This is a genomic window from Paracoccus sp. TOH, from assembly GCF_030388245.1.
Taxonomy (GTDB): domain Bacteria; phylum Pseudomonadota; class Alphaproteobacteria; order Rhodobacterales; family Rhodobacteraceae; genus Paracoccus; species Paracoccus simplex.
Genome location: NZ_CP098360.1, coordinates 145,029 through 167,109 on the forward strand (window position 1 = coordinate 145,029; position 22,081 = coordinate 167,109).

Sequence of the window (22,081 nt, forward strand, 5' to 3'; positions counted from 1 at the left end):
TTCATGTCCTTTCTCCCTTCAGGCGCCCGGCGGATTCCTCGAGCGTGTGCCAGAGCGCGGCGGCCAGAGACCGCATGCCGATCACCGCCAGCCGATCCTCGGCCCGGCGGATCAGGAAGACGCTCATATGATGCAAGCCGGTGCGCGTGGCCGAGCCCGACCCGAAGGCCGCGGCGTCGATGTTCACCAGCTTTTCCATCAGTGCCCGGATCGGGGCGCCGCCCCGGTCCGAAACGATTTCGAATACGGTCCAGCCGTCGGTCTGTTCGGTGACCGAGCAGCCCGGCGCCTCGACGGCCAGCGCGGCGGCGAAATCCTCGGCGGCGCGCCCCTCGGCCTCGATCATCCATTGGCCGGGCCCGGTCCAGAAGGCGCCAACGCCCTGCCCGGCCCGCCATGCCCCCGGCCCCGGCAGCGCCAGACCCAGCGGCGCGGGCTCGGCCGCGCCTTGGCGCAGCGCCAGCGAGGCCAGCGCCAGGCCGGCATTCTCGGTGATGGTCAGCGCACCAAAGGCGTGCCAGGCGGGCGCCCGCGCACCCAGAGCGGTGATGGGAGTCAGGTCAGTCACGCAGGCGCCCTCCTTCGGGGTCGACGAAATGCGGCGAGACGACGCGCAGCGCCACCTTCTGCCCCTGAAGCGGATTGGCGGCGATCACCGTCTCGCCCAGGCGGGCGCCGCCATTGGCCAGGAAGCCCAGGCCGATGCTGGATCCCACATGCGGCGAATGGCAGGCCGAGGTGATCCAGCCCTGGTCGGTCTCGGTCCGGTGCTCGGCGCCTTCGGCGAAAAGATGCATCCCGGCCAGCACCGGCTGCGCCGGATCGACCGGCTGCAGCCCGACCAGCACCCGGGTTTCGGCTGCCAGCCCCTCGCGCCGGGACATCACCGCGCCGATGCCGTCCTTTTTGCTGCTGACCATGCGGCCCAGCCCCAGCATCTGCGCCGTGGTCTGGCCGTTCAGCTCGTTGCCGGCGGCATGGCCCTTTTCGATGCGCATCACGCCAAGCGCTTCGGTGCCATAGGGGGTGGCGCCCAGATCGGCGCCCTGTTCCATCAGCCGCTCGACCAACGCCTGGCCATAGCGGGACGGAACCGCAAGCTCATAGGCCAGCTCGCCCGAGAAGCTGATGCGGAACAGCCGCGCCCGCAGCCCGCCGCAGACCGTCAGCCCGGCGCAGGCCATGAAGGGGAAAGCCTCGTTCGACAGGTCGAACCCGTCCACGATCCGCTCCAGCAACCGGCGGGCATTGGGGCCGGCCACCGCGATCTGCGCCCAGGCGTCGGTGGTCGAGATCAACTGCACGTCCAGCTCGGGCCAAAGGCACTGCCGTGCGAATTCCATCTGCCGGTAGACCGGTCCCGCCTGGGCGGTGGTGGTGGTGACGACGTAATGGTCCTCGGCCAGCCGGGCGCAGGTGCCGTCGTCCCAGGCCGAGCCGTCCTCGCGCAGCATCAAGCCATAGCGGACCATGCCGACCTTGAGGCTTTTCATGGCATTGGCATAGATCCGGTCGAGGAACTCTCCGGCATCCGCGCCCTGCACATCCACCTTGCCCAGCGTGGTCACGTCGCAGATGCCAACGCCCTTGCGGGTGGCCAGCACCTCGCGGTCCACGGTCTGGCGCCAATGCGTCTCGCCCGGACGGGGGAAGTATTGCGCCCGCATCCAGGGGCCGACCTCGATGAACACGGCGCCCTGCGCGCGCGCCCATTCATGCGTGGGCGTCAGGCGGCGCGGGCGGAAATGCGCCCCCGTATCGCCGCCGCCCAGCACCGACAGCGACACGCCGCTATAGGGCGGGCGAAAGATCGTCGTGCCGGTTTCCGGGATCGGCTTGCCGGTCAGTTCCGACATGACCGCCAGGGCGGTGACGTTGGCGGTCTTGCCCTGGTCGGTGGCCATGCCCAGCGTGGTCCAGCGCTTCAGATGCTCGACCGGGCGCATGTTTTCCTGATGCGCCAGCTTGATGTCCTTGACGGTCACGTCGTTCTGGAAATCGACCCAGGCGCGGCCCTTGCCCGGCACATGCCAGAGCGGGCGCAGACCGGCCGGCGCATCCTCGGCCGCCGGCAGCTCGGCGGGCCGGGCCTCGATGCCGAGCTGGGCCAGCGCCTCGACCGCCGCGTCGGCGCCCGAGCGCAGCGCGGCAGCGGTGCTGCCCTGCCCCGTCGCGGCGCCGGCGACGATCAGCCCGCGCGGTCCGTTCTCGCCGGGGACGAAGGCTTGCAGCGTCTCGTCCCAGACCGGCCGACCGCGGTGGTGCGAGGCCAGATGCACGTTCGGGTTCCAGCCGCCGGCGACGCCGAGCGCGCCGCAAGCCAGCCATTCCCTGCGTCCGTTGCTGTCGATCTCGATACCGCGCAGACCCAGGCGGCCCTTGGCATTGCTGACCATGCCATGGACCAGCCGGTAATCGCCCTGGGCGCGCGCGTCCTGGCGGCTGTCGATCACCGCCGCGACATCGACCCCCTTGGCGGCCAGGTCCAGCGCCGTGCGGTGGCCGTCGTCGTTATTGGTAAAGATCGCCACCCGTTTCGCCGGGCTGACCGCCCAGCGGTTGGCATAGGCGCGCATCGCGCCGGCCAGCATGATGCCGGGGCGGTCGTTGTTCTGGAACGGAATGTGCCGCTCGATGGCGCCGGCGGCCAGCACGGCGCGGTGGGCGGTGATCCGCCAGAGCGTTTGGCGCACCTGCCGGCCCGGCTCGGGCAGGTGATCGGCGACCCGCTCGACCGCGCCATAGACGCCGTGGTCGAAGGCGCCGAACACCGTGGTGCGGCGCAGGATGCGGACATTGGGCAGCGCCGCCAGCTCGGCCTCGGCCCGCGCGATCCATTCGGCCGCCGGGGCATCGTCCAGCGCATGGGATTCCGCCAGCAGCCGGCCGCCCAGGCGGAAATCCTCGTCGGCCAGGATGACCCGCGCCCCGGCGCGGCCGGCGGTCAGCGCCGCCGAAAGCCCCGCCGCGCCGCCGCCGATGACCAGCAGGTCGCAATGCAGGAAGCCCTTGTCATAGGCGTCGGGATCGGGCTGCATCGACAGGCTGCCCAAGCCCGCCGCCCGGCGGATCGCCGGCTCGTAGAGCTTTTCCCAGAAGGCGCGCGGCCACATGAAGGTCTTGTAATAGAAGCCCGCGGCAAAGAACGAGGAGAACAGGTCGTTCATCGCCAGCAGGTCGAAGCCCAGAGGCCCGACATGGTTCTGGCTGGCGGCTTCCAGCCCGTCGTAAAGCTCGGCCACGGTGGCGCGGGTATTGGGCTCTTTCCGGGCGCCGCCGCGCAGTTCCACCAGCGCATTCGGCTCTTCGGACCCGGCCGAGAAGACGCCGCGCGGCCGGTGATACTTGAAGCTGCGGCCCATCAGCCGCACGCCGTTCGCCAGCAGCGCCGAAGCCAGCGTGTCGCCGGGATGGCCGGAATAGGTCCGGCCGTCGAAGGTGAATTTCAGGTCGCGGGCGCGGTCGATCAGCCCTCCGCTCAGGCGGGTCATGCGGCACCGCCTTTCAGCTTCGCGTCACGCGCCAGCTCGGCGCCCAGGATCTCGTGCGTGGTGGTGTCTCGGGTCACGACCAGCCAGGAGCGGTCGCCCTGCTCGTGGAACCACAATTCGCGATGCACCCCGGCCGGGTTGTCGCGCAGATAGACGTATTCGGCAAAGGCGGCCTCGGCGCCTTCGGCCATGCCGTCGGGGCGGTCGATCAGGCGCGCATCGCCCAGATAGGTGAATTCCTGTGCGTCGCGCAGGCCAAGAAGGGGATGGGGGATCAGCATGGCGGCCTCAATGCAGGTTCGGTTGGGCGCCCACGCCCTTTTCGTCGATGACATAGCCGCGCGCGAAACGGTCCAGGCGATAGGCGCCGGCGGTTTCGTGCGGGCGGTCGGTGGCCAGCAGATGGGCAAAGGCATAGCCGCTGGCGGGCGTCGCCTTGAAGCCGCCATAGCACCAGCCCGCATTCAGATAGAGCCCCTCGACGGGCGTGCGGTCGATGATCGGGCTGCCATCCATGGACATGTCCATGATGCCGCCCCAGACGCGCAGCAGCCGCGCCCGGCCGATCATCGGCATCAGCGCCATGCCGCCCTCGGTCACGTCCTCGATCACCGGCAGGTTGCCGCGTTGGGCATAGGAGTTGTAGCCGTCGATATCGCCGCCGAAGACCAGCCCGCCCTTGTCGGACTGGCTGACATAGAAATGCCCGGCGCCGAAGGTGATGACCCCGGGGATGGTCGGCTTCAGCCCCTCCGAGACGAAGGCCTGCAGCACATGGCTTTCGATCGGCAGCCGCATCCCCGCCATCGCCATCACCCGGCCGGACGAGCCCGCCACCGCCACGCCGACCTTGCCGGCGGCGATATAGCCGCGCGTCGTCTCGACCCCGCTGATGCGGCCGCCGTCGATCCGGAAGCCGGTGACCTCGCAATTCTGGATCAGGTCGACGCCGCGCATGTCGGCGCCGCGGGCATAGCCCCAGGCCACGCCGTCATGGCGCGCGGTCCCGGCCCGGCGCTGCAACAGCCCGCCCTTGATCGGGAAACGGGCATTGTCGAAGTTCAGGAACGGCGCCATGGCCCGCACCTGCTGGGGGTCCAGCAGTTCGGCATCGGCGCCGGCCAGCAGCATGGCATTGCCGCGCCGGCGGAAGGCATCGCGCTGCGCATCGGTATGGCACAGGTTCAGGATGCCGCGCTGGCTGACCATGGCGTTGAAGTTGAACTCCTGCTCCAGCCCCTCCCAGAGCTTCATCGAGAATTCGTAGAAGGGCTCGTTGCCCGGCAGCAGGTAGTTCGAGCGGATGATCGTGGTGTTGCGGCCGATATTGCCCGAACCGAGCCAGCTTTTCTCCAGCACGGCGATGCGCGCCCGGCCGAAGGTCTTGGCGAGATAATAGGCCGTCGCCAGCCCATGCCCGCCGCCGCCGACGATGATGTAGTCATAGGCCGGCTGCGGTTCGGGATTGCGCCATAGCGGCTTCCATCCCTTGTGACCGGTCAGCGCCTCTCTGATGACCCGCAAGCCCGAGAAATGCATGGCGATAATCTCCTTCGTCGATTCGAATCTGGCACAGCTCGGCCCCGGCAATGCGCCCGACAAGGACATTGCCTTGCCTATTCCGGACATGGGTGGCAGGCTGAGGCGGAAAGCCAAAGGTCTGCCATGCGCCCCGATTCCCGCCCCCGCCGCTACGGCTTCCTGCTGCTGCCGGGTTACGCACTGATGTCCACCGCCTCGGCGGTCGAACCGCTGCGCGCGGCGAACCTGCTGAGCGGCCGGCCGCTCTACGAGCTGCAATTCGTCTCGACCGAGGGCGGCTTCGCGCCCAGCTCGGTCGCCGGCGGATTCGAGACCATCGCCCTGGCCGAGGCCGACGAGAATCTGGACATCCTGTTCGTGGTGGCGGGGGGCGATCCGCTGGCGCAGCGCGATCCGCGGGTGCTGGCCTTCGTGCGCCGGCTGGCGCGGCGCGGGGTGGCGCTTGGCGGCATCTCGGGCGGGGCGGCGATCCTGGCGGCGGCCGGGGTGATGGCGGCGCGGCGCTTCACCATCCACTGGCAGCATCTGGACGCCATGCGCGAGACCTGGCCCGACGCGCTGATCGAAAGGCGGCTGTTCGTCATCGACCGCGACCGCTTCACCTGCGCCGGCGGCATGGCGCCCCTGGACATGATGCATGCGCTGATCGCCTCGGCGCATGGGGCGGGGCTGGCGCGGGCGGTCAGCGACTGGTTCATCCATACTGGCATCCGCGAGGCCGAGGCGCCGCAGCAGCTGGACCCGGCGCGCAAATACGACCTGCATCACCCGGCGCTGGTCGCCATGGTCGAGCTGATGACCAGCCATATCGCCGATCCGCTGGGGCTCGAGGATCTGGGCCAGCTTTGCGACATGACGCCCCGGCACCTGGAACGGCTGGCGCAGGCGCAACTGGGCGAAAGCGTGATGCAGTTCTATCGCCGGCTGCGGCTGGACAAGGCCCGGGAACTGCTGAGCCAGTCCGGCCTGCCGCTGGCCGAGATCGCGCTGGCGACCGGCTTCGCCAGCCGCAGCCATTTCAGCCGCAGCTTCCGCGCGCAGTTCGGCACCAGCCCCTCGGCCCGCCGGCCGCTGCGGGCGGAGGCAATGGAAAACCCCGGCGGCTAGATGCCACCGGGGTTTCGCGGTGCCTGGGAGGGAGCAGCCGCTTAGATGTCCAGGGTGTTGTCCCGCTCCCATTGCGACAGATGCGCGCAATAGTGGTTCCACTCCCGGTTCTTGAGCTTGATATAGGCGGCAGAGAATTCATGCCCCATCGCGGCCTTGAGCCCCTCGTCCGCGTCGAAGGCGCGGATCGCGTCCAGGAGGTTCAGCGGCAGTTTCGGCGCGCCGGTGATGGTATGGCCCTCGGCATACATGTCGATGTCGGAACGCGGGCCGGGATCGGCCTTCGCGCGCAGCCCCGACAGCCCGGCCGCCATGATCGCCGCCTGCACCAGATAGGGGTTGGCGGCGCCGTCGGGCAGGCGGAACTCGAACCGGCCGGGGCCGGGCACGCGCACCATATGGGTGCGGTTGTTGCCGGTCCAGGTGACGCTGTTCGGCGCCCAGGTCGCGCCCGAGGTGGTGCGCGGCGCGTTGATGCGCTTGTAGCTGTTCACCGTCGGGCAGCTCAGCAGCGCCAGCGCCGAGGCATGTTTCATGATGCCGCCGACGAAGTGATAGCCCTGCTGGGACAGGCCCAGCTCGTCCCGGTCGTCGGCAAAGGCGTTGGTGCCGTCGGCGTTCCAGACCGAGATATGCAGGTGGCAGCCGTTCCCGGTCAGCCCCATGATCGGCTTGGGCATGAAGGTGGCGCGCAGCCCGTGCTTTTCGGCGATGGCCCTGGTCATGAACTTGAAGAACGAATGCTTGTCGGCGGTCGCCAGCGCATTGTCGTATTTCCAGTTCATCTCCCACTGGCCGTTGGCGTCCTCGTGGTCGCTCTGATAGGGCTCCCAGCCCAGTTCGAGCATGTAGTCCGAGATCTCGGCGATCACGTCCAGGCGGCGGAACATCGCCTGCTGGTCGTAGCAGGGCTTCATCGCGGTGTCGGCCGGGTCGCCGATGGCCAGCCCGTCGGGCGTCATCAGGAAGAATTCCGGCTCGACCCCGGTCTTGACGGTCAGGCCCATATCGGCGGCCTCGCGGCACAGCCGGGTCAGCACGTTGCGCGGCGCCTGCGCCAGGTCGATGCCGCCGCTCATCACGCAGTTCGAGGCGACCCAGGCCACCTCTTTCTTCCAGGGAAGCTGGATCACCGAGGAGGCGTCGGGCAGCCCCAGCATGTCGGGATGGGCCGGCGTCAGGTCAAGCCAGGTGGCGAAACCGGCAAAGCCCGCGCCGCCGGCCTGCATGTCGGCGATACCCTCGGCCGGGACCAGTTTGGCGCGCTGGCTGCCGAACAGATCGGTGAAGGAGACCATGAAATGCTTGATGCCCCGGTCGCGCGCATAGGCGGCCAGGTCCAGCGGTTCGGCGGATTTCTGTTGCGGGTTCGCGGCGCCCTGGCGGGGCTTGTCCCGCTTCTGCACCATGTCGGATTCGCGGGCAAAGGTGGCCATGTCGGTCATTCGATAATCTCCCTGTTGAAGGATGTCTGACCCAGGGCGGGATACTTCGTCCCGCCCTTTGGCTTCATGTTGTCAGTATGCGGCCTGCCCGGGAACCCAGCTCGTGCCGGCCAGCGGGACGCCCGCCATGGCGGCGGCCTCGACGGTCAGGGCGCAAAGATCCTCGGGTTCGAGATTGTGGACGTGGCTCTTGCCGCAGGCGCGGGCGATGGTCTGGCATTCCAGCGTCATCACCGCCAGGTAGTTGCGCAGCCGGCGGCCGGCCTCGACCGGGTTCAGCCGCATCATCAGCTCGGCATCCTGGGTGGTGATGCCCGCCGGGTCGCGACCCTCGTGCCAGTCGTCATAGGCGCCGGCGGTGGCGCCGAGCTTCTGGTACTCCTCTTCCCAGCGCGGGTCGTTGTCGCCAAGCGCGACCAGGGCCGCGGTGCCGATGGCCACCGCGTCGGCCCCCAGCGCCAGCGCCTTGGCCACGTCGGCGCCGCCGCGAATGCCGCCCGAGACGATCAGCTGCACCTTGCGATGCATCCCCAGATCCTGCAGCGCCTTCACCGCCGGACGGATGCAGGCCAGCGTCGGCTGACCGACATGCTCGATGAAAACGTCCTGCGTGGCCGCGGTGCCGCCCTGCATGCCGTCCAGCACCACCACGTCGGCGCCCGCCTTCACCGCCAGCGCGGTGTCGTAATAGGGCCGTGCGCCGCCGATCTTGATGTAGATCGGCTTCTCCCAGCCGGTGATCTCGCGCAGCTCGAGGATCTTGATCTCCAGGTCGTCGGGGCCGGTCCAGTCGGGATGGCGGCAGGCGGACCGCTGGTCGATGCCCATGGGCAGGTTGCGCATCCTGGCGACCCGCTCGGTGATCTTCTGGCCCAGCAGCATGCCGCCGCCACCGGGCTTGGCGCCCTGCCCGACCACGACCTCGATCGCGTCGGCGCGGCGCAGGTCGTCCGGATTCATGCCATAGCGCGAGGGCAGATACTGGTAGACCAGCTTTTCGGAATGGCCGCGTTCCTCGTTGGTCATGCCGCCGTCGCCGGTGGTGGTCGAGGTGCCCGCCATGGTCGCGCCGCGACCCAGCGCCTCTTTCGCATGGGCCGAAAGCGCGCCGAAGGACATGCCGGCGATGGTGATCGGGATCTTCAGCTCGATCGGCTTCTTGGCGAAGCGGGTGCCCAGCACGACCGAGGTGTCGCATTTCTCGCGATAGCCTTCCAGCGGATAGCGGCTGATCGAGGCGCCGAGAAACAGCAGGTCGTCGAAATGCGGCACGCGGCGCTTGGCCCCGCCACCGCGGATGTCATAGATGCCCGTGGCGGCGGCGCGGCGGATCTCCGAATTGATCTCGTTCGAGAAGGTCCAGCTCTGGCGCGGCAGGGTGCGAGGGGTTTGGTCCATCGTATGATCCTCAGTAATCGCCGGCGTGATCGACGTGGAAGTTATAGAGCTTGCGGGCCGAGCCATAGCGGCGGAACTCGGACGGGTCGGCATCGGCGCCGGCGCGCTGAAGCAGGTCGGCCAGGATCTCCAGATGCTCGGGCCGCATCTCTTTTTCGATGCAATCCGCGCCCAGCGACTTGACCTTGCCGCGCACGAACAGCCGCGCCTCGTAAAGGCTGTCGCCCAGCGCATCGCCCGCGTCGCCCAGCACCACCAGATTGCCCGATTGCGCCATGAAGGCCGACATGTGGCCGATATTGCCATGCACGACGATGTTGATGCCCTTCATCGAGATGCCGCAGCGCGAGCTGGCATTGCCCTTGACGACCAGAAGCCCGCCATGGCCGGTGGCGCCGGCATACTGACTGGCATCGCCCTCGACCACGACGCTGCCCGAGATCATGTTCTCGGCGACCCCCGGCCCGACCGAACCGGTCACATGCACTTGCGCCTCCTTGTTCATGCCGGCGCAGTAATAGCCGGTGGAGCCCTTGATCGTCACCTCCAGCGGCGCCTGCAACCCGACCGCCAGCGCATGGGCGCCGCGCGGGTTTTCGATCACCCATTCGCCGCCGGTCTGCGCCTGAAGCGTGCTGTTGAGATCGCGCAACTCGGTCCAGGCCATGTCAATGGTCCGGGGCTGCACGCCGATGTCAAGGTCTTCGCGGATTTGCGTATTGGCCATGGTGGTCATGTCAGCGCTCCCAGAAATACACGGTGGCGGGTTCCGGTTCCCAGATGCGGGCATCCTCGATGCCCGGCAGGTTCGCGAAGGCCCGGTATTCCGAACCGAAGGCGACGTAGCTGTCGGTCTCGGCCATCACCGCGGGCTTGCAGGCGATGGGATCGCGCACCACGCCGAAGCCGTTCTTGGTGCCGACGACGAAGGTGAAGAACCCGTCCAGATCCTCGAGCGTGCCTTCCAGCGCCTCGCCCAGGTTGGCGCCCTCGGCCAGCCGCGAGGAGATGTAGCAGGCGGCGACCTCGGTATCGTTCTGGGTCTGCGGGACGAAGCCCTTGCGGGCCAGTTCGCGCCGCATCCGGTTGTGATTCGAGAGCGAACCGTTATGCACCAGGCACTGGTCGTCATCGGTCGAGAACGGATGCGCGCCCAGCGTGGTCACGGCGCTTTCGGTCGCCATCCGGGTATGGCCGATGCCGTGGCTGCCGGCCATCTGCCGGATGCCGAAGCGCGAGGCCACGTCCTTCGGCAGGCCGACCTCCTTGAAGATCTCCATCGACTGGCCGGCGCCCATGACGCGGATGCCCTTTTCGGACATATAGGCCCGCACCTCGGCCTCGGAGCCTTCGGGCAGGCTCAGCACGGCATGGGTGTCGACCACCCGCATCCGCACCGGCGCACCCAGCAGCGCGTTCAGATTGTCCTCGAGCCCCTTGAACGCCTCGTCGGGCGTATCGGACTGGATCGTCATCTTGAGTCCCTGAGACTCGTCCCCATAGATCGCGATCCCCGCGCTGTCGGGCCCGCGATCCGTCATGGAAATCAACATGTCGGTCAGCAGGTCCCCCAAGCGGGGCCGCAGATCATCTTTTTTCAGGAACAGGCCAACGATGCCACACATTAGCAACCTCCGTTCAGCTGGCGTTGAAGCCGTCACGGATCAGCTAAGAGTAAAAATCATTGCCTAGCAAGATATTTTTTTTACCCGACAGAAAATTATGCGGGCGGGAAGCAAGTCGAAGGCGTCAGAAAATGGTGTTTCTTCTCAGGAATTTACTTTGACTGGGGATAGCATATCACCGACAGGTAGCGGGCCGGAAGATCGCGCAGAACTTCGGGCCCATGCGGGGCGTCGGCGTCGAAAATCAGGCTGTCGCCGGGCTCCAGATCATAGATCTGCTCGCCATGGCGATAACCGATTCTGCCCTCGAGCATGTAGAGCAGCTCGATCCCTTCATGCTGGAAGGTGGGGAAGTGGTCGCTTTCGGTGCTGAGCACGATCAGATAGGGTTCGACCACCACGCCGCTGTTGTTCGAGCCGATATGGCCCAGCAGATGATACTGGTGGCCGGCACGGGTGCCGGCGCGCTCGACCTCGACGGCGGTGCCGGACTTGACATGCATGGCGCCGCGCGGTTCCTCATAGCCCGAGAAAAGCTGGATCAGCGGCACGCGCAACGCATCGGCCAGGGTCTGCAGCGTGGTCAACGAAGGCGAGATCACCCCATTCTCGATCTTCGACAGCATGCCGACCGACAGGCCGGCCTGGCTGGCCAGTTTCGAGCCGGTCATCCGTTGCCGCTTGCGCAATTCCCGCACTTGCCGGCCGATGGCAACCTCAAGATTCTTCTCGCGGCTGTCGCGAATCGCATGGGGATTCTGCGTCAGCGAGCCATCTATCTTTGCCGTCTGGCTTACCATTTCACGTCATTCCTTTGTTGTTCCGATCAAACAGCTTGGCGGATTTTCACAGCAAAGCCTATATGATAGCTCGCATGGCGTGGAAGCTCCATGCGGTTTGCCGCCGCGTCGGCCATGCCGCCCCGAACGCCGCCGCCCCCGGCCGCGGTTCCCGGCGGGTTGTCCCGCGGCAGCGCCAGCCCGGTCGTCAGGGGATAATTTTTCTTGAGAGAATAATTTATTTCCTGCTAGTCTGGGAGAAGTTTCCGAGGAGGCACGCCATGTATTTTGCTGCGCAACGAAAACAGTCGATTTACGAGCAGCTGGGAGGGGACGAGGGCATCCGCGCCCTCGTCAAGGAATTCTACGACATCGTCGAACAGGACGAGGACGCGAAAGAGCTGCATCTGCTGCATCTGCAGGGCGCCGGCGTCGCGCATTCGCGCGAGGAACAGTTCAACTACCTGTGCGGCTTCTTCGGCGGGCCACAATATTACGTCATGAAACACCGTCACGCGCGGCTGAAAGAAATCCACGCCCATGTTCCCATCGGCCCGCAGATGCGCGACCTGTGGCTGCAATGCATGGCCAAGGCCGTCGACAGGCGGGGTATCGAGGCCGAGCTGGCGACGGTGCTGATGCGGCATTTCACCACCGCCGCCGAAAGCAGCCGCAACATGGACTGACGCGGTGCGTCCGTCCGCCCCATTACCACATCCCATCAACAAAGAGGAGACGTTCATGGCGATCAAGAAATTCGGTACCTACCAGACCCCCTCGGTCCAACCGATCACCGAGGATCTGGACTGGTGGCATCCCGTCGAGGGCTCGCCCAGCATGAAGACATGGATCGAGAACCAGTCCGAGGACGGCAAGTTCCTGACCGGCTATTGGGAAGCCACGCCCGGCAGCTATCGCGTGCGCTACGACGTGGACGAGTACATCCGGATCTTCGAGGGCAAGGTGACGCTGACCGACAACGGCCAAGAGCCGCGCAGCTTCGGAGCCGGCGACACCTTCGTCATCGAGGCCGGCTTCGACGGCATCTGGAAGACCGAGGAAACCGTACGCAAGGCCTTCGCCATCCGCGTCCGCTAGACGGGGCGATGCCGCCGCGGCGGCGCGCCATCCGCGCCTTGCGACCGCTGCAGAACTGAAAAGGCCCCGGCGCTATGCCGGGGCCTGCTCTTTTGCCGGGGTTCAGATCGGCCGGTCCGGCAGCGAGGCCGGATTGGGCTTCATCCCCCAATAGATCTCGTCGAGGCCGGTCGCCTGGTCCTCCTCGTCCACGCGCAGGCCCACCGTCTGCTTCAGGATGAAGGTCAGGACCGCCGCGGTCAGCATGCCGGCGCCGACGCAGACCAGGGCACCGACCACCTGCATGGTCACGCCGATCCGGTTGTGCTGGAAGGCATAGGGCCCCTCCTCGATGCCGAAATAGCCGCCATGCGGGGTGCCGGCCTTGATCAGCCCGACCATGATCAGCCCGTAGACGCCGGCGCCCAGGAACAGCGGAAACAGCTTGTGCTCGTCGATGCCGCGCTTTTGCGTGAACTCGTAGACGAGCCAGGCGATCACCGGCGCCGTCAGGCCGACCAGGAAGGTCTGCCAGGGCGCATAGACGTCGAAGCCCGGCGCACCGGCCACATAGCCGGACAGCGGCCCCAGCAGCAGATAGGCGTAAGAGCGCTTGCGGTAGCCGATGATCGCGCCGGTGACCGCGCCGCCCGCCCAGGCCAGGCCGTAATTGTTGAAGACGATGCCCACGCTGGTATCGGCCATGGTGACGCTGACCGCCAGCGCCTGCGGCTCGAAGAAAAACAGGCAGGACAGGATCACCAGCGGCAGGCCGGAAAAGATCGTCATCAGCCCGGTCGCGGCCAGGCCGATGCTGGGCGCGTCATAGGAGTTCACCTTGGGATGCGGCTCGAACATGCCGGGCCGCCGGCCCAGCATCGGCACCAGCACCAGCGCCATGCCGGCCGGAAACAGATAGACGAAGCCGACGCCGAAGAAGTCGTGGAAGCCGGCATTGGTCAGCGGCCCGACCGAGCCCCAGACCGCGAAGCTGAGCGCCGAGGACACCACCGACGCCACGACCGAGGTGATGTAATAGGCCAGCGGCTTCATCCGCTCGGACACGGCGAAATGCAGCAGCACGTTGATGATGCCGGAAAAGCAGGCCAGGAAGAACACGAAGATCTGGAAGGTGTTCAGCCCCGGGAACACCGCCGGATCGACATGCTGCGCCACGCCATTGGCCAGCGCACCACCCAGCCACCAGTCCTTGAGCGAATCCGCCAGGCTCGCGCCGCCCATGACGTAATATTGCCCGGCCCAGAAGCCGAAGCCGATGACGAAATAGGCGGCGAAGCCCAGGAAAAAGCCGATGGTCTTTTCGATCGTCGAGTTGAACAGGCTGCCGTTGCGGGTGGTGCCTGCGTCGATCATCAGCAGCCCCACCACCACGAGGATCGCCCCCGCGGTGCCCGAGCCATAGATCAGGTTCTGCACCAGCGAACTGAGCGTCACCTGATCCGGATAAAGCATGGTCGTCGTTGGTTCCATTGTCGTTCTCCCTGTTTTTGTCACTGCTCCGGGACTTTTCGGCCCGGAAAACGCCTTGCGGCGCTGGTCGCGCGTCATGACAGGCGGAAATGTCCTGTCGGTCGGAGAGGTGAGAAGGCCCTTGTCTGAAATGGATCTTGCAATGGCTGATGGAGCGACGGCTTCGGCTTTCCGGCGGCCTCGACCGGCCGGCGCAGCGCGAAGGAACGCATCAAGGAATGGCGTGGATCGGATGCAGGGCTTGCGCCGCCCCGGTTCGCGCCCCGAACCGGCGGGGCAGGTTCCGCCGACCGATCCGGGACGGCCGGGCGGTGGTCGGCGATGCCCTTGCATGCGAGACAGGGGCTGGCGCTCGCCCCCGGAACTGCTTCAAAGACAGCAAAAGGGCGCGCAATCGCGCGCCCAATGCCTGTTTGCCGGTCTGATGGATACGGCAAGCGGCTTTCCGATGCGAGCCCTCCGTCCCGCAAGGCAGAAGACGGGTGCGGCGCGGGGCGGCTTGATCGCCCAGGATCGGCGCAAGCGCGATCCCACGGGCGCCCGCCCCTGGTTGCCGTCCGGTTTTGGTCGCAAGATCCTGTTCCACCTGTCAGATCCCTGTCGGTTGTGGAAGGGGCGGTGATGTTCCGTTGTTCTTGCTGTTCCGCCGGGGGATTCCGGCGCCTTCTCCTGGCTGCGTTTTCGGCTGCCGGCCCGCGCCTCAGGCGCGGGGGCGTTCCTTCTTCGGGTCGTAATGCGGGAATGCCACGACCTTCGCGGCGATGCGCTTGATATGCCCGTCCAGCCGCCCGACCTCGACCTCGGTGCCGGGTTCGGCATGGGCGATGTCGATCCGCGCCAGCGCGATCCGCTGGTTGCTGCGCGGCGAATGCATCGCCGAGCAGATCTCGCCGACCTGCGCCCGGCCGATGCGGATGCAATCGCCATGGCCCACCGCGTCCTGGCCGTCGATCTCCAGCCCGACGAATTTCCGGGTGGGATGCTCCTTGCGCCGGATCAGCGCCTCGCGGCCGACGAAATCGGCGTTCTTGGACTTGAGCGGCACCGTGAAGCCCACGCCCGCCTCGAACGGGTCGGTCTGATCGCTGAAATCGTAGCCGGCAAAGACCAGCCCGGACTCGATGCGCACCAGGTCCAGCCCGGCAAGGCCCATCGGCTTGATGCCGCGCGGCTGGCCGGCGTTCCAGACCGCCTCGAAGACCACATCGCCATGTTTGGGATGGCAGAAGATCTCGTAGCCCAGCTCGCCGGTGTAGCCGGTGCGCGACACCACCACCGGCACGCCGCGTTCGCCGCCGATGCGGCCGACGGTGAAGCGGAACCAGCCCAGATCGGCCACGGCGGGCTGATGCGGCGGCGTCCAGATGATCTCGGCCATCAGCTCGCGCGATTTCGGTCCCTGCACCGCCAGGTTGTGCATCTGGTCGGTCGAGGAGCGGATCATCACGTTCAGACCCAGCTTCTCGGCCTGCTCGCGCATCCAGACCCCGCCCTCGTCGCTGCCGCCGATCCAGCGGAAGTTCTGGTCGCCCAGCCGGAACAGCGTGCCGTCGTCGATCATGCCGCCATGCGGATAGCACATCGCCGAATAGACCACCTGGCCGTGGCCCAGCTTGGCCACGTCGCGGGTCAGCACCCAGTTCATCAGCGCCTCGGCGTCGGGGCCGGTCACCTCGAACTTGCGCAGGGCGGACAGGTCCATCACCACCACGCCTTCGCGGCAGGCCCAATAGCTTTCGACCGGGTCGCATTCGGGGAAGGAATTCGGCAACCAGAAGCCCCGATATTCGACGAAGTCGCGGGTCAGGGCGGCGAAATTCTTGTGGAAGGCGGTCTCACGGGTCATGGTCGGCTCCGCGTCGGGGGTGGCGCGCCAGGCGGTCGCGCGGCTGAACCGCTCCTGCGCGCCATAGCTGCGGACGTGAATATCGGTCAGGTGCCAGCCATTGGCGGCGGTGGTGTCGTCGGGACAGGCCGAGGAGACGCAGACCAGATCGGTCAGCGCCCGCAGCAGCACATAGTCGCCGGGGCGCGACCAGGGCTCATCGGCATACATCACGCCATGGGCGTCGATGCCGGTGTTGAAGAAGAAGTTCGCCGCCATCCAGCCGGCGCGGCCATCGACCCCATAAGAGGCCAGCGCGGCGTTGAAATTGTCCGTGCAGTTGGCGTGGCCGGGATAGCCGATATCGTCGTAATACTTCGCCGAGCAGGCCAGGGCGAAGGCATCGTGGCGCCCGCAGGTGTCCTGCACCACCTCGACCAGCGGCGTCAGGTCGTGGTCGTAATATTTCGCGTGCAGGCCCGGCATCGGATAGGCATGGCCCTGGATGGTGCGGGTCGTGGTCACGTCCAGCGGCTGGACGATGCCGCGGTCCAGCTTGCGCGCATCGAAGCACTGGAAATCCGTGCATTGCCGGCCGTCCACGTCGATGATCTGGATGAAATCCCCTGCCTTGACGGTATAGGCCTCGGCAGTGGCGGATTTCACCCGCAGGTCCAAGAGCGGATCGGCCAGCGGCACCGGCAGGGCGAACTGGCCCTTGCGGCGCGGATCAGCGCGGGTGATGCGCAGGGTCAGCGGCGTCGCGGTGTCCTGCGCCTCGAAATCCATGATCCCGCCCGGCGCGGCGGCGATCAGCCAGCCGGGGGCGGCGGCGGTCAGCGCCACGGCCTCGCCCGACCGGGATTCCGCCCCGAACAGGCCGATGACCCGCGCCCTGACCGAGGCGGCGCACGAACTGGGCTGGCGCGGCCCGATCCTGGCCTGCACCGGCGACGACTATCCCCGGCTGATCGCCGCCACCTCGGCCGAGTTCATGTCGCGCTATGTCTTCCAGTTTCCGGATTTCGACGACCCGCTGCTGGCCGACAAGGCCTTCTTCTTTCGCCGCCCCAAGGCGTTCTTCGACGCCTACAACGCCCGCTTCCCCGGCGAGTGGAGCGCGGTGAGCTGGGAATACGCCTCGATCCTGGACCTGTGGCAGAACGCGGTGGAAAGCGCCGACACGGTGGCGCCGATCACCGTGCTGGCGGCGATGAAGCGCCACCAGCAGATGCCGCATGTCTTCGGCACCGCGCGCTGGTGGGGCAGCGCGCTGTTCGGCATCGACAATGCGCTGGTCGGCGACTGGCCGGTGGTCGGCATCCGCGACGGCCGGGCGCGGATCATCGAATTCGGCTCGGTGCTGAACTGGCTGGAGCGCCACGCCCCGCTGCTGCGCCATCATCTCGAACAGCTCGGGCAGATGTGGCACCAGCGCCTCGATCCGGCAGTGGAGCTCAATCCTCCTGCAACAGAAGCCGCTGGTCCTCGATGAGCGCGAGTTTCATGAACTCGGTCGCCTCCTCGATGTCACGGGCGGCGATGGCATTGAACAGGGCATTGTAGCTGCGCTGATAGATGGCGATGCGGTTGGGCGTCAGATGCCGGCGATACATCGCGGCGCGGAAGGCCTGCCGGCGGGCGTCGATGACCAGGTTGTAGCAGGCGATCAGCAGGGGATTGTCGGTGCCGCTGGCGATCTGGCGGTGGAACTCCTCCTCCAGCCGCACGAAGGCGTTGGCATCGGTCTGCACCGCCTCCATCTGCGACAGGGTCTCGCCCAGCGCCTCGATCCGGCGCGGCGACATGTTGATGATCGCCAGTCGCACCATCTCGGGTTCAAGGATGCTGCGCACCACCTGCAGGTGCAGCGGCCCGGTTTCCGCCGCGACCGGGCTCAGCGATTCGCTGCTGCCGCCGGCATCATAGGTGACGAACGAGCCCGACCCGGCGCGGCGCCGGATCATCCCCCGCGCCTCGAGCTGGTCCAGCGCCTCGCGCACCGTGTTGCGCGCCACCCCCAGATCCTGCGCCAGCTGCCGCTCGGAGGGCAGGCGCTCGTCCGTGCCGTATTCCTGCGCCACGATGCGCATGGCCAGCGTGTCGATGACATATTGCACCGTCGAGCCGACGACGGGCTCGGCCGAAGCGCCGGTCGGGCGGCGGGTGGGAATGGTCACGTCTTGCATTTCCTTTGGAGGCGACAGCCGGCCGGTACAGGATAGCGCGTCCGGCCGGCAAGGTCGATCTGGCCCGCGCCCGGCGTCTTGCGTGACCAATCGACGCAGGCCGCCGGACCGCAGAACTTGACATTCCGTGCCCAAGGCCGCCGTTTGGGAGCATTGCAATAACGAAAGACGGAATGATGGGACTCGACAAGATAGAAGAGGTCTTGGGAACGATCGGCGGTGTCGTCTGGGGGCCGTATCTTCTGATCCCGCTGTTGCTGGGAACCGGGCTTTACCTGACCATTCGGCTGCAGGGCATCCAGCTTGTCCGGCTGGGCGCGGCGCTGCGGCTTGGCCTGCTGAAGCGCAAGGATGACGATGCCGAGGGCGACATCTCGCAATTCCAGGCGCTGACCACCGCCATGGCTGCCACCGTCGGCACCGGCAACATCGTCGGCGTGGCAACGGCCATCGCCACCGGGGGGCCGGGAGCGCTGTTCTGGATGTGGATCACCGCGATCCTGGGCATGGCGTCGAAATATGCCGAGGCCTTCCTGGGCGTGCGCTTCCGCACCACCGACGAGGTCGGCGAGAAGAACGGCGGCCCGCAATATTACCTCGAACGCGGCATCCCGAACGCCCTTGGAAAGGTGCTGGCGCTGTGTTTCGCGATTTTCGCGGTCTGCGCCTGCTTCGGCATCGGCAACATGACCCAGGGCAATTCCATCGCCTCGAACCTGGAACGCAGCTTCATGATCCCGACCTGGATCACCGGGGCGGCGCTGGCCGGCCTGACGCTGGTGGTGCTGGTCGGCGGCATCAAGTCCATCGGCAAGGTGACGGCGGGCCTGGTGCCGGCGATGATCCTGTTCTACGTGCTGGGCGCGCTCTACATCCTGCTGGCCAATGTCCAGTCGCTGCCCGACGCCCTGGGCGAGATCTTTTCGCAGGCCTTCACCGGCACGGCGGCGACCGGCGGCTTCCTGGGCTCGACGATCATGATCGCGGTGCAGTTCGGCGTGGCGCGCGGCATCTTCTCGAACGAATCCGGCATGGGCTCGGCGGCGATCGCGGCGGCTTCGGCGCAGACCACGCATCCGGTGCGGCAGGGGCTGGTCTCGATGACCCAGACCTTCATCGACACCATCATCGTGGTGTCCTGCACCGGCCTCGTCATCATCACCACCGGGGTCTGGAACGAGATCGACCCGCAGACCGGGCTGCAGATCTCGCCCTCGATCATGACCGGACAGGCCTTCACCCACGGCTTGCCGGGGCAATGGGGGCATTGGATCGTCACCATCGGCCTGGTGCTTTTCGCCTATTCGACCATCCTGGGCTGGGCCTATTATGGCGAGCGCAATCTTGAGCGTCTGGTCGGCCATCGCGGCGTCATGCCCTTCCGCATCCTGTTCTCGCTGGTGGTGCTGCTGGGCTGCACCGTGCAGCTGAACGTGGTCTGGAGCTTCTCGGACGTGATGAACGGGCTGATGGCGATTCCCAACCTGATCGGCCTGCTGATCCTGTCGGGCCTGATCGCGCGCGAGACCCGCTTCTACCTGCGGCACGATCCGCGGCTCGAAGCCAACCGCCAGCAGATCGAGACCTTCATGAAAGGCCAGCCCGGCTGGGAGGAATGGAAAGCCAGCGAACGGTCCTGATCCGTCCCGGCATGGCCCTGGGACCGCCCGGCGACGGGCGGTCTGCCAAAAAGGGCAACTCGCATCGCGGCGGGCATTGTGTTAATTGATGAGTCAATCAATTGGTGCTGCGTTAGCGAGTCGTAAATAGCCGGGCCTACGGGTCCGGCATTTTGTTTTCCGGACCGCCGGGCCTGCGGCTTCCCGGGGTGCGTGCCTTGGACGGCTCGGCTGATTCGCCCGCTCAGGCCGCGCCAGGCGCCTTTCCCCGGGACGAAATGGCGCGTCCGCCAGGCCGCCGGAAAAAGCGCCGATCCGGACAGAATGTCTCAATTTTGCCGCCCGTACCGCCTGTCCGATGGCCAGGATGTCCGGAACCTTGACCGATCCGGGCCGCCCAGCGGACAATATGTCCAGTCAAGATATTGATATAAAACAATAAATAATTGACAGCCGGGCGCAATATGTCGTTTCTGTATCTGGGGGGTGTCGTCGGGACCGCTGAACGCGGGCACCGGCAGTCAGGTGAGGGAGGAAACGATGCATCATTCCAGGATGCCGGAAAGGCCGCAACCGGCGGCACCGGGCGCGCAGCAGGACACGGTCCGCGGCACCGAGCGGCGACAGCCGTTCCCGCCCTATCCAGGGCTTTGAACCGCGGCGCGGCCAAAGGCGTGCAGCGGCTTCTGCCGTCCCGCACCCCGGACCGCGCAAGAACCTCCGAAATCTGACGGGAACCGCTCGAGCCGGCGCGCGAAGCCGGCTTGCGGATGATCGTTTCGGCACAACCTTCAGCACCAAGAACATCATCATGACACAGAAGAGCGACTCGGAAATCGCCTCGGGGGCGGCCAAGCTGCCGATCCGGGACGTGGCGGCAAAGCTCGGCATCGCGATCGAGGACCTGCTGCCCTACGGCCACGACAAGGCCAAGATCAGCCAGCAGTTCATCGACCGGCTGCGGGACCGGCCCTCGGGCAGGCTGATCCTGGTCACCGCCATCAACCCGACCCCGGCCGGCGAGGGCAAGACCACCACCACCGTCGGCTTGGGCGACGCGCTGAACCGCATCGGCAAGCGCGCCACCCTCTGCATCCGCGAGGCCAGCCTGGGGCCGAATTTCGGCATGAAGGGCGGCGCGGCGGGCGGCGGCCATGCGCAGGTGATCCCGATGGAGGACATGAACCTGCACTTCACCGGCGATTTCCACGCCATCACCAGCGCCCACAACCTGCTGTCGGCGATGATCGACAACCACATCTATTGGGGGAACGAACAGCAGATCGACCTGCGCCGCGTGGTCTGGCGCCGCGTGCTGGACATGAACGATCGCGCCCTGCGCCAGATCACCTGCTCGCTGGGCGGCGTGACCAACGGTTTCCCGCGCGAGACCGGCTTCGACATCACCGTCGCCTCCGAGGTGATGGCGATCCTGTGCCTGGCGACCGATCTCGACGATCTGGGACAGCGGCTGGGCGACATGATCGTCGCCTATCGCCGCGACAGGACGCCGGTCTATTGCCGCGACATCAAGGCGGACGGCGCGATGACCGTGCTGCTGAAGGACGCGATGCAGCCCAACCTGGTGCAGACGCTGGAGAACAACCCGGCCTTCGTGCATGGCGGGCCCTTCGCCAATATCGCCCATGGCTGCAATTCGGTGATCGCTACCACCACGGCGCTGAAACTGGCCGATTACGTGGTGACCGAGGCCGGCTTCGGCGCCGATCTGGGGGCCGAGAAGTTCTTCGACATCAAATGCCGCAAGGCCGGGCTGCAGCCGGACGTGGCGGTGATCGTCGCCACGGTCCGCGCGCTGAAGATGAACGGCGGCGTCGCCAAGGCGGATCTGGCGGCCGAGAATGTCGAGGCGCTGCGCAAGGGTTGCGCCAATCTGGGACGCCACATCGTCAACATGAAGTCCTTCGGCGTGCCGGTGGTCGTCGCGGTCAACCACTTCTCGGGCGATACCGAGGCCGAGATCCGGGCGCTGCAGGACTATGCCAAGACGCGCGGGGTCGAGGCGATCCTGTGCAGGCACTGGGCGGACGGCTCGGAAGGCGCGGTCGAGCTGGCGCGGAAGGTCGTGCAGATCGCCGAGGCGGGCGGCGCGGAATTCGCCCCGCTCTATCCCGACGAGCTGCCGCTGTTCGCCAAGATCGAGACCATCGCCAAGCGGATCTACCATGCCGACGAGGTGCTGGCCGACACCGCGATCCGCAACCAGCTTAAGGAATGGGAAGCCCAGGGCTACGGCCACCTGCCGATCTGCATGGCCAAGACCCAATACAGCTTCACCACCGATCCCAATCGGCGCGGCGCACCCGAGGGTCATTCCGTGCCGATCCGCGAGGTGCGGCTGGCCGCCGGCGCCGGCTTCATCGTCGCCATCTGCGGCGAGATCATGACCATGCCCGGTCTGCCCCGGCAGCCTGCCGCCGAGGTGATCGGGCTGAACCGGGCGCGCGAGGTCGAAGGTCTGTTCTGACCGCC

18 protein-coding genes are annotated in these 22,081 nt (G+C 66.8%); 6 read left to right on the forward strand and 12 right to left on the reverse strand.

Annotated elements, in window-relative coordinates; genetic code table 11:
• Position 1: 1 nt before the first annotated feature.
• From NBE95_RS00695 to NBE95_RS00710, 4 genes are read right to left on the reverse strand one after another with little or no spacing between them, the layout of a single operon-like run.
• Positions 2 to 568 carry a sarcosine oxidase subunit gamma gene (locus NBE95_RS00695; protein ID WP_289894007.1) on the reverse strand — a complete coding sequence of 189 codons (567 nt, stop codon included), beginning with the start codon at positions 566 to 568 and terminating at the stop codon, positions 2 to 4.
• Positions 561 to 3,491, reverse strand: a complete 2,931-nt coding sequence (locus tag NBE95_RS00700; protein ID WP_289894008.1) for a sarcosine oxidase subunit alpha family protein — start codon at positions 3,489 to 3,491, stop codon at positions 561 to 563. Before NBE95_RS00700 ends, NBE95_RS00695 begins: the two co-directional genes overlap by 8 nt.
• Complete coding sequence (locus tag NBE95_RS00705) at positions 3,488 to 3,772, reverse strand: sarcosine oxidase subunit delta (RefSeq protein WP_289894009.1); 285 nt, start codon at positions 3,770 to 3,772, stop codon at positions 3,488 to 3,490. The genes NBE95_RS00700 and NBE95_RS00705 overlap by 4 nt, the downstream gene beginning before the upstream one ends.
• A gap of 7 nt (positions 3,773 to 3,779) precedes the next feature.
• Positions 3,780 to 5,030, reverse strand: coding sequence for a sarcosine oxidase subunit beta family protein (locus tag NBE95_RS00710; RefSeq protein ID WP_289894010.1), 1,251 nt, complete (start codon positions 5,028 to 5,030; stop codon positions 3,780 to 3,782).
• 126 nt (positions 5,031 to 5,156) lie between these two features.
• On the opposite strand from NBE95_RS00710, the gene NBE95_RS00715 reads away from it, so the two are divergent.
• Positions 5,157 to 6,140: a GlxA family transcriptional regulator gene (locus tag NBE95_RS00715; RefSeq protein ID WP_289894011.1), complete on the forward strand. Its 984-nt coding sequence runs from the start codon at positions 5,157 to 5,159 to the stop codon at positions 6,138 to 6,140.
• Positions 6,141 to 6,181: 41 nt separating this feature from the next.
• Here the strand turns inward: NBE95_RS00715 and glnT are convergent, their stop codons facing one another.
• The 5 genes from glnT to NBE95_RS00740 form a co-directional block, all read right to left on the reverse strand.
• On the reverse strand, positions 6,182 to 7,438 hold the full coding sequence (glnT, locus tag NBE95_RS00720) for a type III glutamate--ammonia ligase (RefSeq protein ID WP_289894876.1): 1,257 nt from the start codon (positions 7,436 to 7,438) through the stop codon (positions 6,182 to 6,184).
• A 219-nt stretch (positions 7,439 to 7,657) separates the two neighbouring features.
• Positions 7,658 to 8,983 carry an FMN-binding glutamate synthase family protein gene (locus NBE95_RS00725; protein ID WP_289894012.1) on the reverse strand — a complete coding sequence of 442 codons (1,326 nt, stop codon included), beginning with the start codon at positions 8,981 to 8,983 and terminating at the stop codon, positions 7,658 to 7,660.
• A gap of 10 nt (positions 8,984 to 8,993) precedes the next feature.
• Positions 8,994 to 9,650: a protein GlxC gene (locus NBE95_RS00730; RefSeq protein WP_289894878.1), complete on the reverse strand. Its 657-nt coding sequence runs from the start codon at positions 9,648 to 9,650 to the stop codon at positions 8,994 to 8,996.
• A gap of 70 nt (positions 9,651 to 9,720) precedes the next feature.
• Positions 9,721 to 10,608 carry a glutamine amidotransferase family protein gene (locus NBE95_RS00735; RefSeq protein ID WP_289894013.1) on the reverse strand — a complete coding sequence of 296 codons (888 nt, stop codon included), beginning with the start codon at positions 10,606 to 10,608 and terminating at the stop codon, positions 9,721 to 9,723.
• Between the two features lie 152 nt (positions 10,609 to 10,760).
• Positions 10,761 to 11,408: an XRE family transcriptional regulator gene (locus tag NBE95_RS00740; RefSeq protein ID WP_289894014.1), complete on the reverse strand. Its 648-nt coding sequence runs from the start codon at positions 11,406 to 11,408 to the stop codon at positions 10,761 to 10,763.
• A gap of 260 nt (positions 11,409 to 11,668) precedes the next feature.
• Between NBE95_RS00740 and NBE95_RS00745 the strand changes: the two genes are divergently transcribed.
• The gene (locus NBE95_RS00745; RefSeq protein ID WP_019352359.1) at positions 11,669 to 12,073 is read left to right on the forward strand and encodes a group II truncated hemoglobin; all 405 of its coding nucleotides are present in this window, start codon (positions 11,669 to 11,671) and stop codon (positions 12,071 to 12,073) included.
• 55 nt (positions 12,074 to 12,128) lie between these two features.
• Positions 12,129 to 12,485: a cupin domain-containing protein gene (locus NBE95_RS00750; RefSeq protein WP_019352360.1), complete on the forward strand. Its 357-nt coding sequence runs from the start codon at positions 12,129 to 12,131 to the stop codon at positions 12,483 to 12,485.
• 102 nt (positions 12,486 to 12,587) lie between these two features.
• Here the strand turns inward: NBE95_RS00750 and NBE95_RS00755 are convergent, their stop codons facing one another.
• Positions 12,588 to 13,955 (reverse strand): ammonium transporter, encoded by a 1,368-nt coding sequence (locus tag NBE95_RS00755; RefSeq protein ID WP_289894015.1) that lies wholly within the window; start codon positions 13,953 to 13,955, stop codon positions 12,588 to 12,590.
• Between the two features lie 700 nt (positions 13,956 to 14,655).
• Positions 14,656 to 16,569 carry an aminomethyltransferase family protein gene (locus NBE95_RS00760; RefSeq protein WP_289894879.1) on the reverse strand — a complete coding sequence of 638 codons (1,914 nt, stop codon included), beginning with the start codon at positions 16,567 to 16,569 and terminating at the stop codon, positions 14,656 to 14,658.
• On the opposite strand from NBE95_RS00760, the gene NBE95_RS00765 reads away from it, so the two are divergent.
• The gene (locus NBE95_RS00765; protein ID WP_354670352.1) at positions 16,568 to 17,275 is read left to right on the forward strand and encodes a hypothetical protein; all 708 of its coding nucleotides are present in this window, start codon (positions 16,568 to 16,570) and stop codon (positions 17,273 to 17,275) included. The two genes, NBE95_RS00760 and NBE95_RS00765, sit on opposite strands and share 2 nt — an antisense overlap.
• On the opposite strand, the gene NBE95_RS00770 is transcribed toward NBE95_RS00765, so the two are convergent.
• Positions 17,238 to 17,969 (reverse strand): FCD domain-containing protein, encoded by a 732-nt coding sequence (locus tag NBE95_RS00770; RefSeq protein WP_289894016.1) that lies wholly within the window; start codon positions 17,967 to 17,969, stop codon positions 17,238 to 17,240. The genes NBE95_RS00765 and NBE95_RS00770 overlap by 38 nt on opposite strands.
• A 173-nt stretch (positions 17,970 to 18,142) precedes the next feature.
• Here NBE95_RS00770 and NBE95_RS00775 point away from each other — a divergent pair, with 173 nt between their 5' ends.
• Positions 18,143 to 19,609: a sodium:alanine symporter family protein gene (locus NBE95_RS00775; RefSeq protein WP_289894017.1), complete on the forward strand. Its 1,467-nt coding sequence runs from the start codon at positions 18,143 to 18,145 to the stop codon at positions 19,607 to 19,609.
• 790 nt (positions 19,610 to 20,399) lie between these two features.
• On the forward strand, positions 20,400 to 22,076 hold the full coding sequence (locus NBE95_RS00780) for a formate--tetrahydrofolate ligase (protein WP_289894018.1): 1,677 nt from the start codon (positions 20,400 to 20,402) through the stop codon (positions 22,074 to 22,076).
• Positions 22,077 to 22,081 lie beyond the last annotated feature (5 nt).

Excerpts from the sequence above, each read along its gene's own strand:
- glnT (WP_289894876.1), bottom strand. The coding sequence starts at position 7,438 with ATGGTCTCCTTCACCGATCTGTTCGGCAGCCAGCGCGCCAAACTGGTC.
- NBE95_RS00705 (WP_289894009.1), bottom strand. The coding sequence starts at position 3,772 with ATGCTGATCCCCCATCCCCTTCTTGGCCTGCGCGACGCACAGGAATTC.
- NBE95_RS00760 (WP_289894879.1), bottom strand. The coding sequence starts at position 16,569 with ATGGATTTCGAGGCGCAGGACACCGCGACGCCGCTGACCCTGCGCATC.
- NBE95_RS00750 (WP_019352360.1), top strand. The coding sequence starts at position 12,129 with ATGGCGATCAAGAAATTCGGTACCTACCAGACCCCCTCGGTCCAACCG.
- NBE95_RS00775 (WP_289894017.1), top strand. The coding sequence starts at position 18,143 with ATGATGGGACTCGACAAGATAGAAGAGGTCTTGGGAACGATCGGCGGT.
- NBE95_RS00735 (WP_289894013.1), bottom strand. The coding sequence starts at position 10,608 with ATGTGTGGCATCGTTGGCCTGTTCCTGAAAAAAGATGATCTGCGGCCC.
- NBE95_RS00745 (WP_019352359.1), top strand. The coding sequence starts at position 11,669 with ATGTATTTTGCTGCGCAACGAAAACAGTCGATTTACGAGCAGCTGGGA.
- NBE95_RS00780 (WP_289894018.1), top strand. The coding sequence starts at position 20,400 with ATGACACAGAAGAGCGACTCGGAAATCGCCTCGGGGGCGGCCAAGCTG.
- NBE95_RS00770 (WP_289894016.1), bottom strand. The coding sequence starts at position 17,969 with ATGCAAGACGTGACCATTCCCACCCGCCGCCCGACCGGCGCTTCGGCC.
- NBE95_RS00710 (WP_289894010.1), bottom strand. The coding sequence starts at position 5,030 with ATGCATTTCTCGGGCTTGCGGGTCATCAGAGAGGCGCTGACCGGTCAC.
- NBE95_RS00715 (WP_289894011.1), top strand. The coding sequence starts at position 5,157 with ATGCGCCCCGATTCCCGCCCCCGCCGCTACGGCTTCCTGCTGCTGCCG.
- NBE95_RS00755 (WP_289894015.1), bottom strand. The coding sequence starts at position 13,955 with ATGGAACCAACGACGACCATGCTTTATCCGGATCAGGTGACGCTCAGT.
- NBE95_RS00700 (WP_289894008.1), bottom strand. The coding sequence starts at position 3,491 with ATGACCCGCCTGAGCGGAGGGCTGATCGACCGCGCCCGCGACCTGAAA.
- NBE95_RS00725 (WP_289894012.1), bottom strand. The coding sequence starts at position 8,983 with ATGGACCAAACCCCTCGCACCCTGCCGCGCCAGAGCTGGACCTTCTCG.
- NBE95_RS00765 (WP_354670352.1), top strand. The coding sequence starts at position 16,568 with ATGATCCCGCCCGGCGCGGCGGCGATCAGCCAGCCGGGGGCGGCGGCG.
- NBE95_RS00740 (WP_289894014.1), bottom strand. The coding sequence starts at position 11,408 with ATGGTAAGCCAGACGGCAAAGATAGATGGCTCGCTGACGCAGAATCCC.
- NBE95_RS00730 (WP_289894878.1), bottom strand. The coding sequence starts at position 9,650 with ATGGCCTGGACCGAGTTGCGCGATCTCAACAGCACGCTTCAGGCGCAG.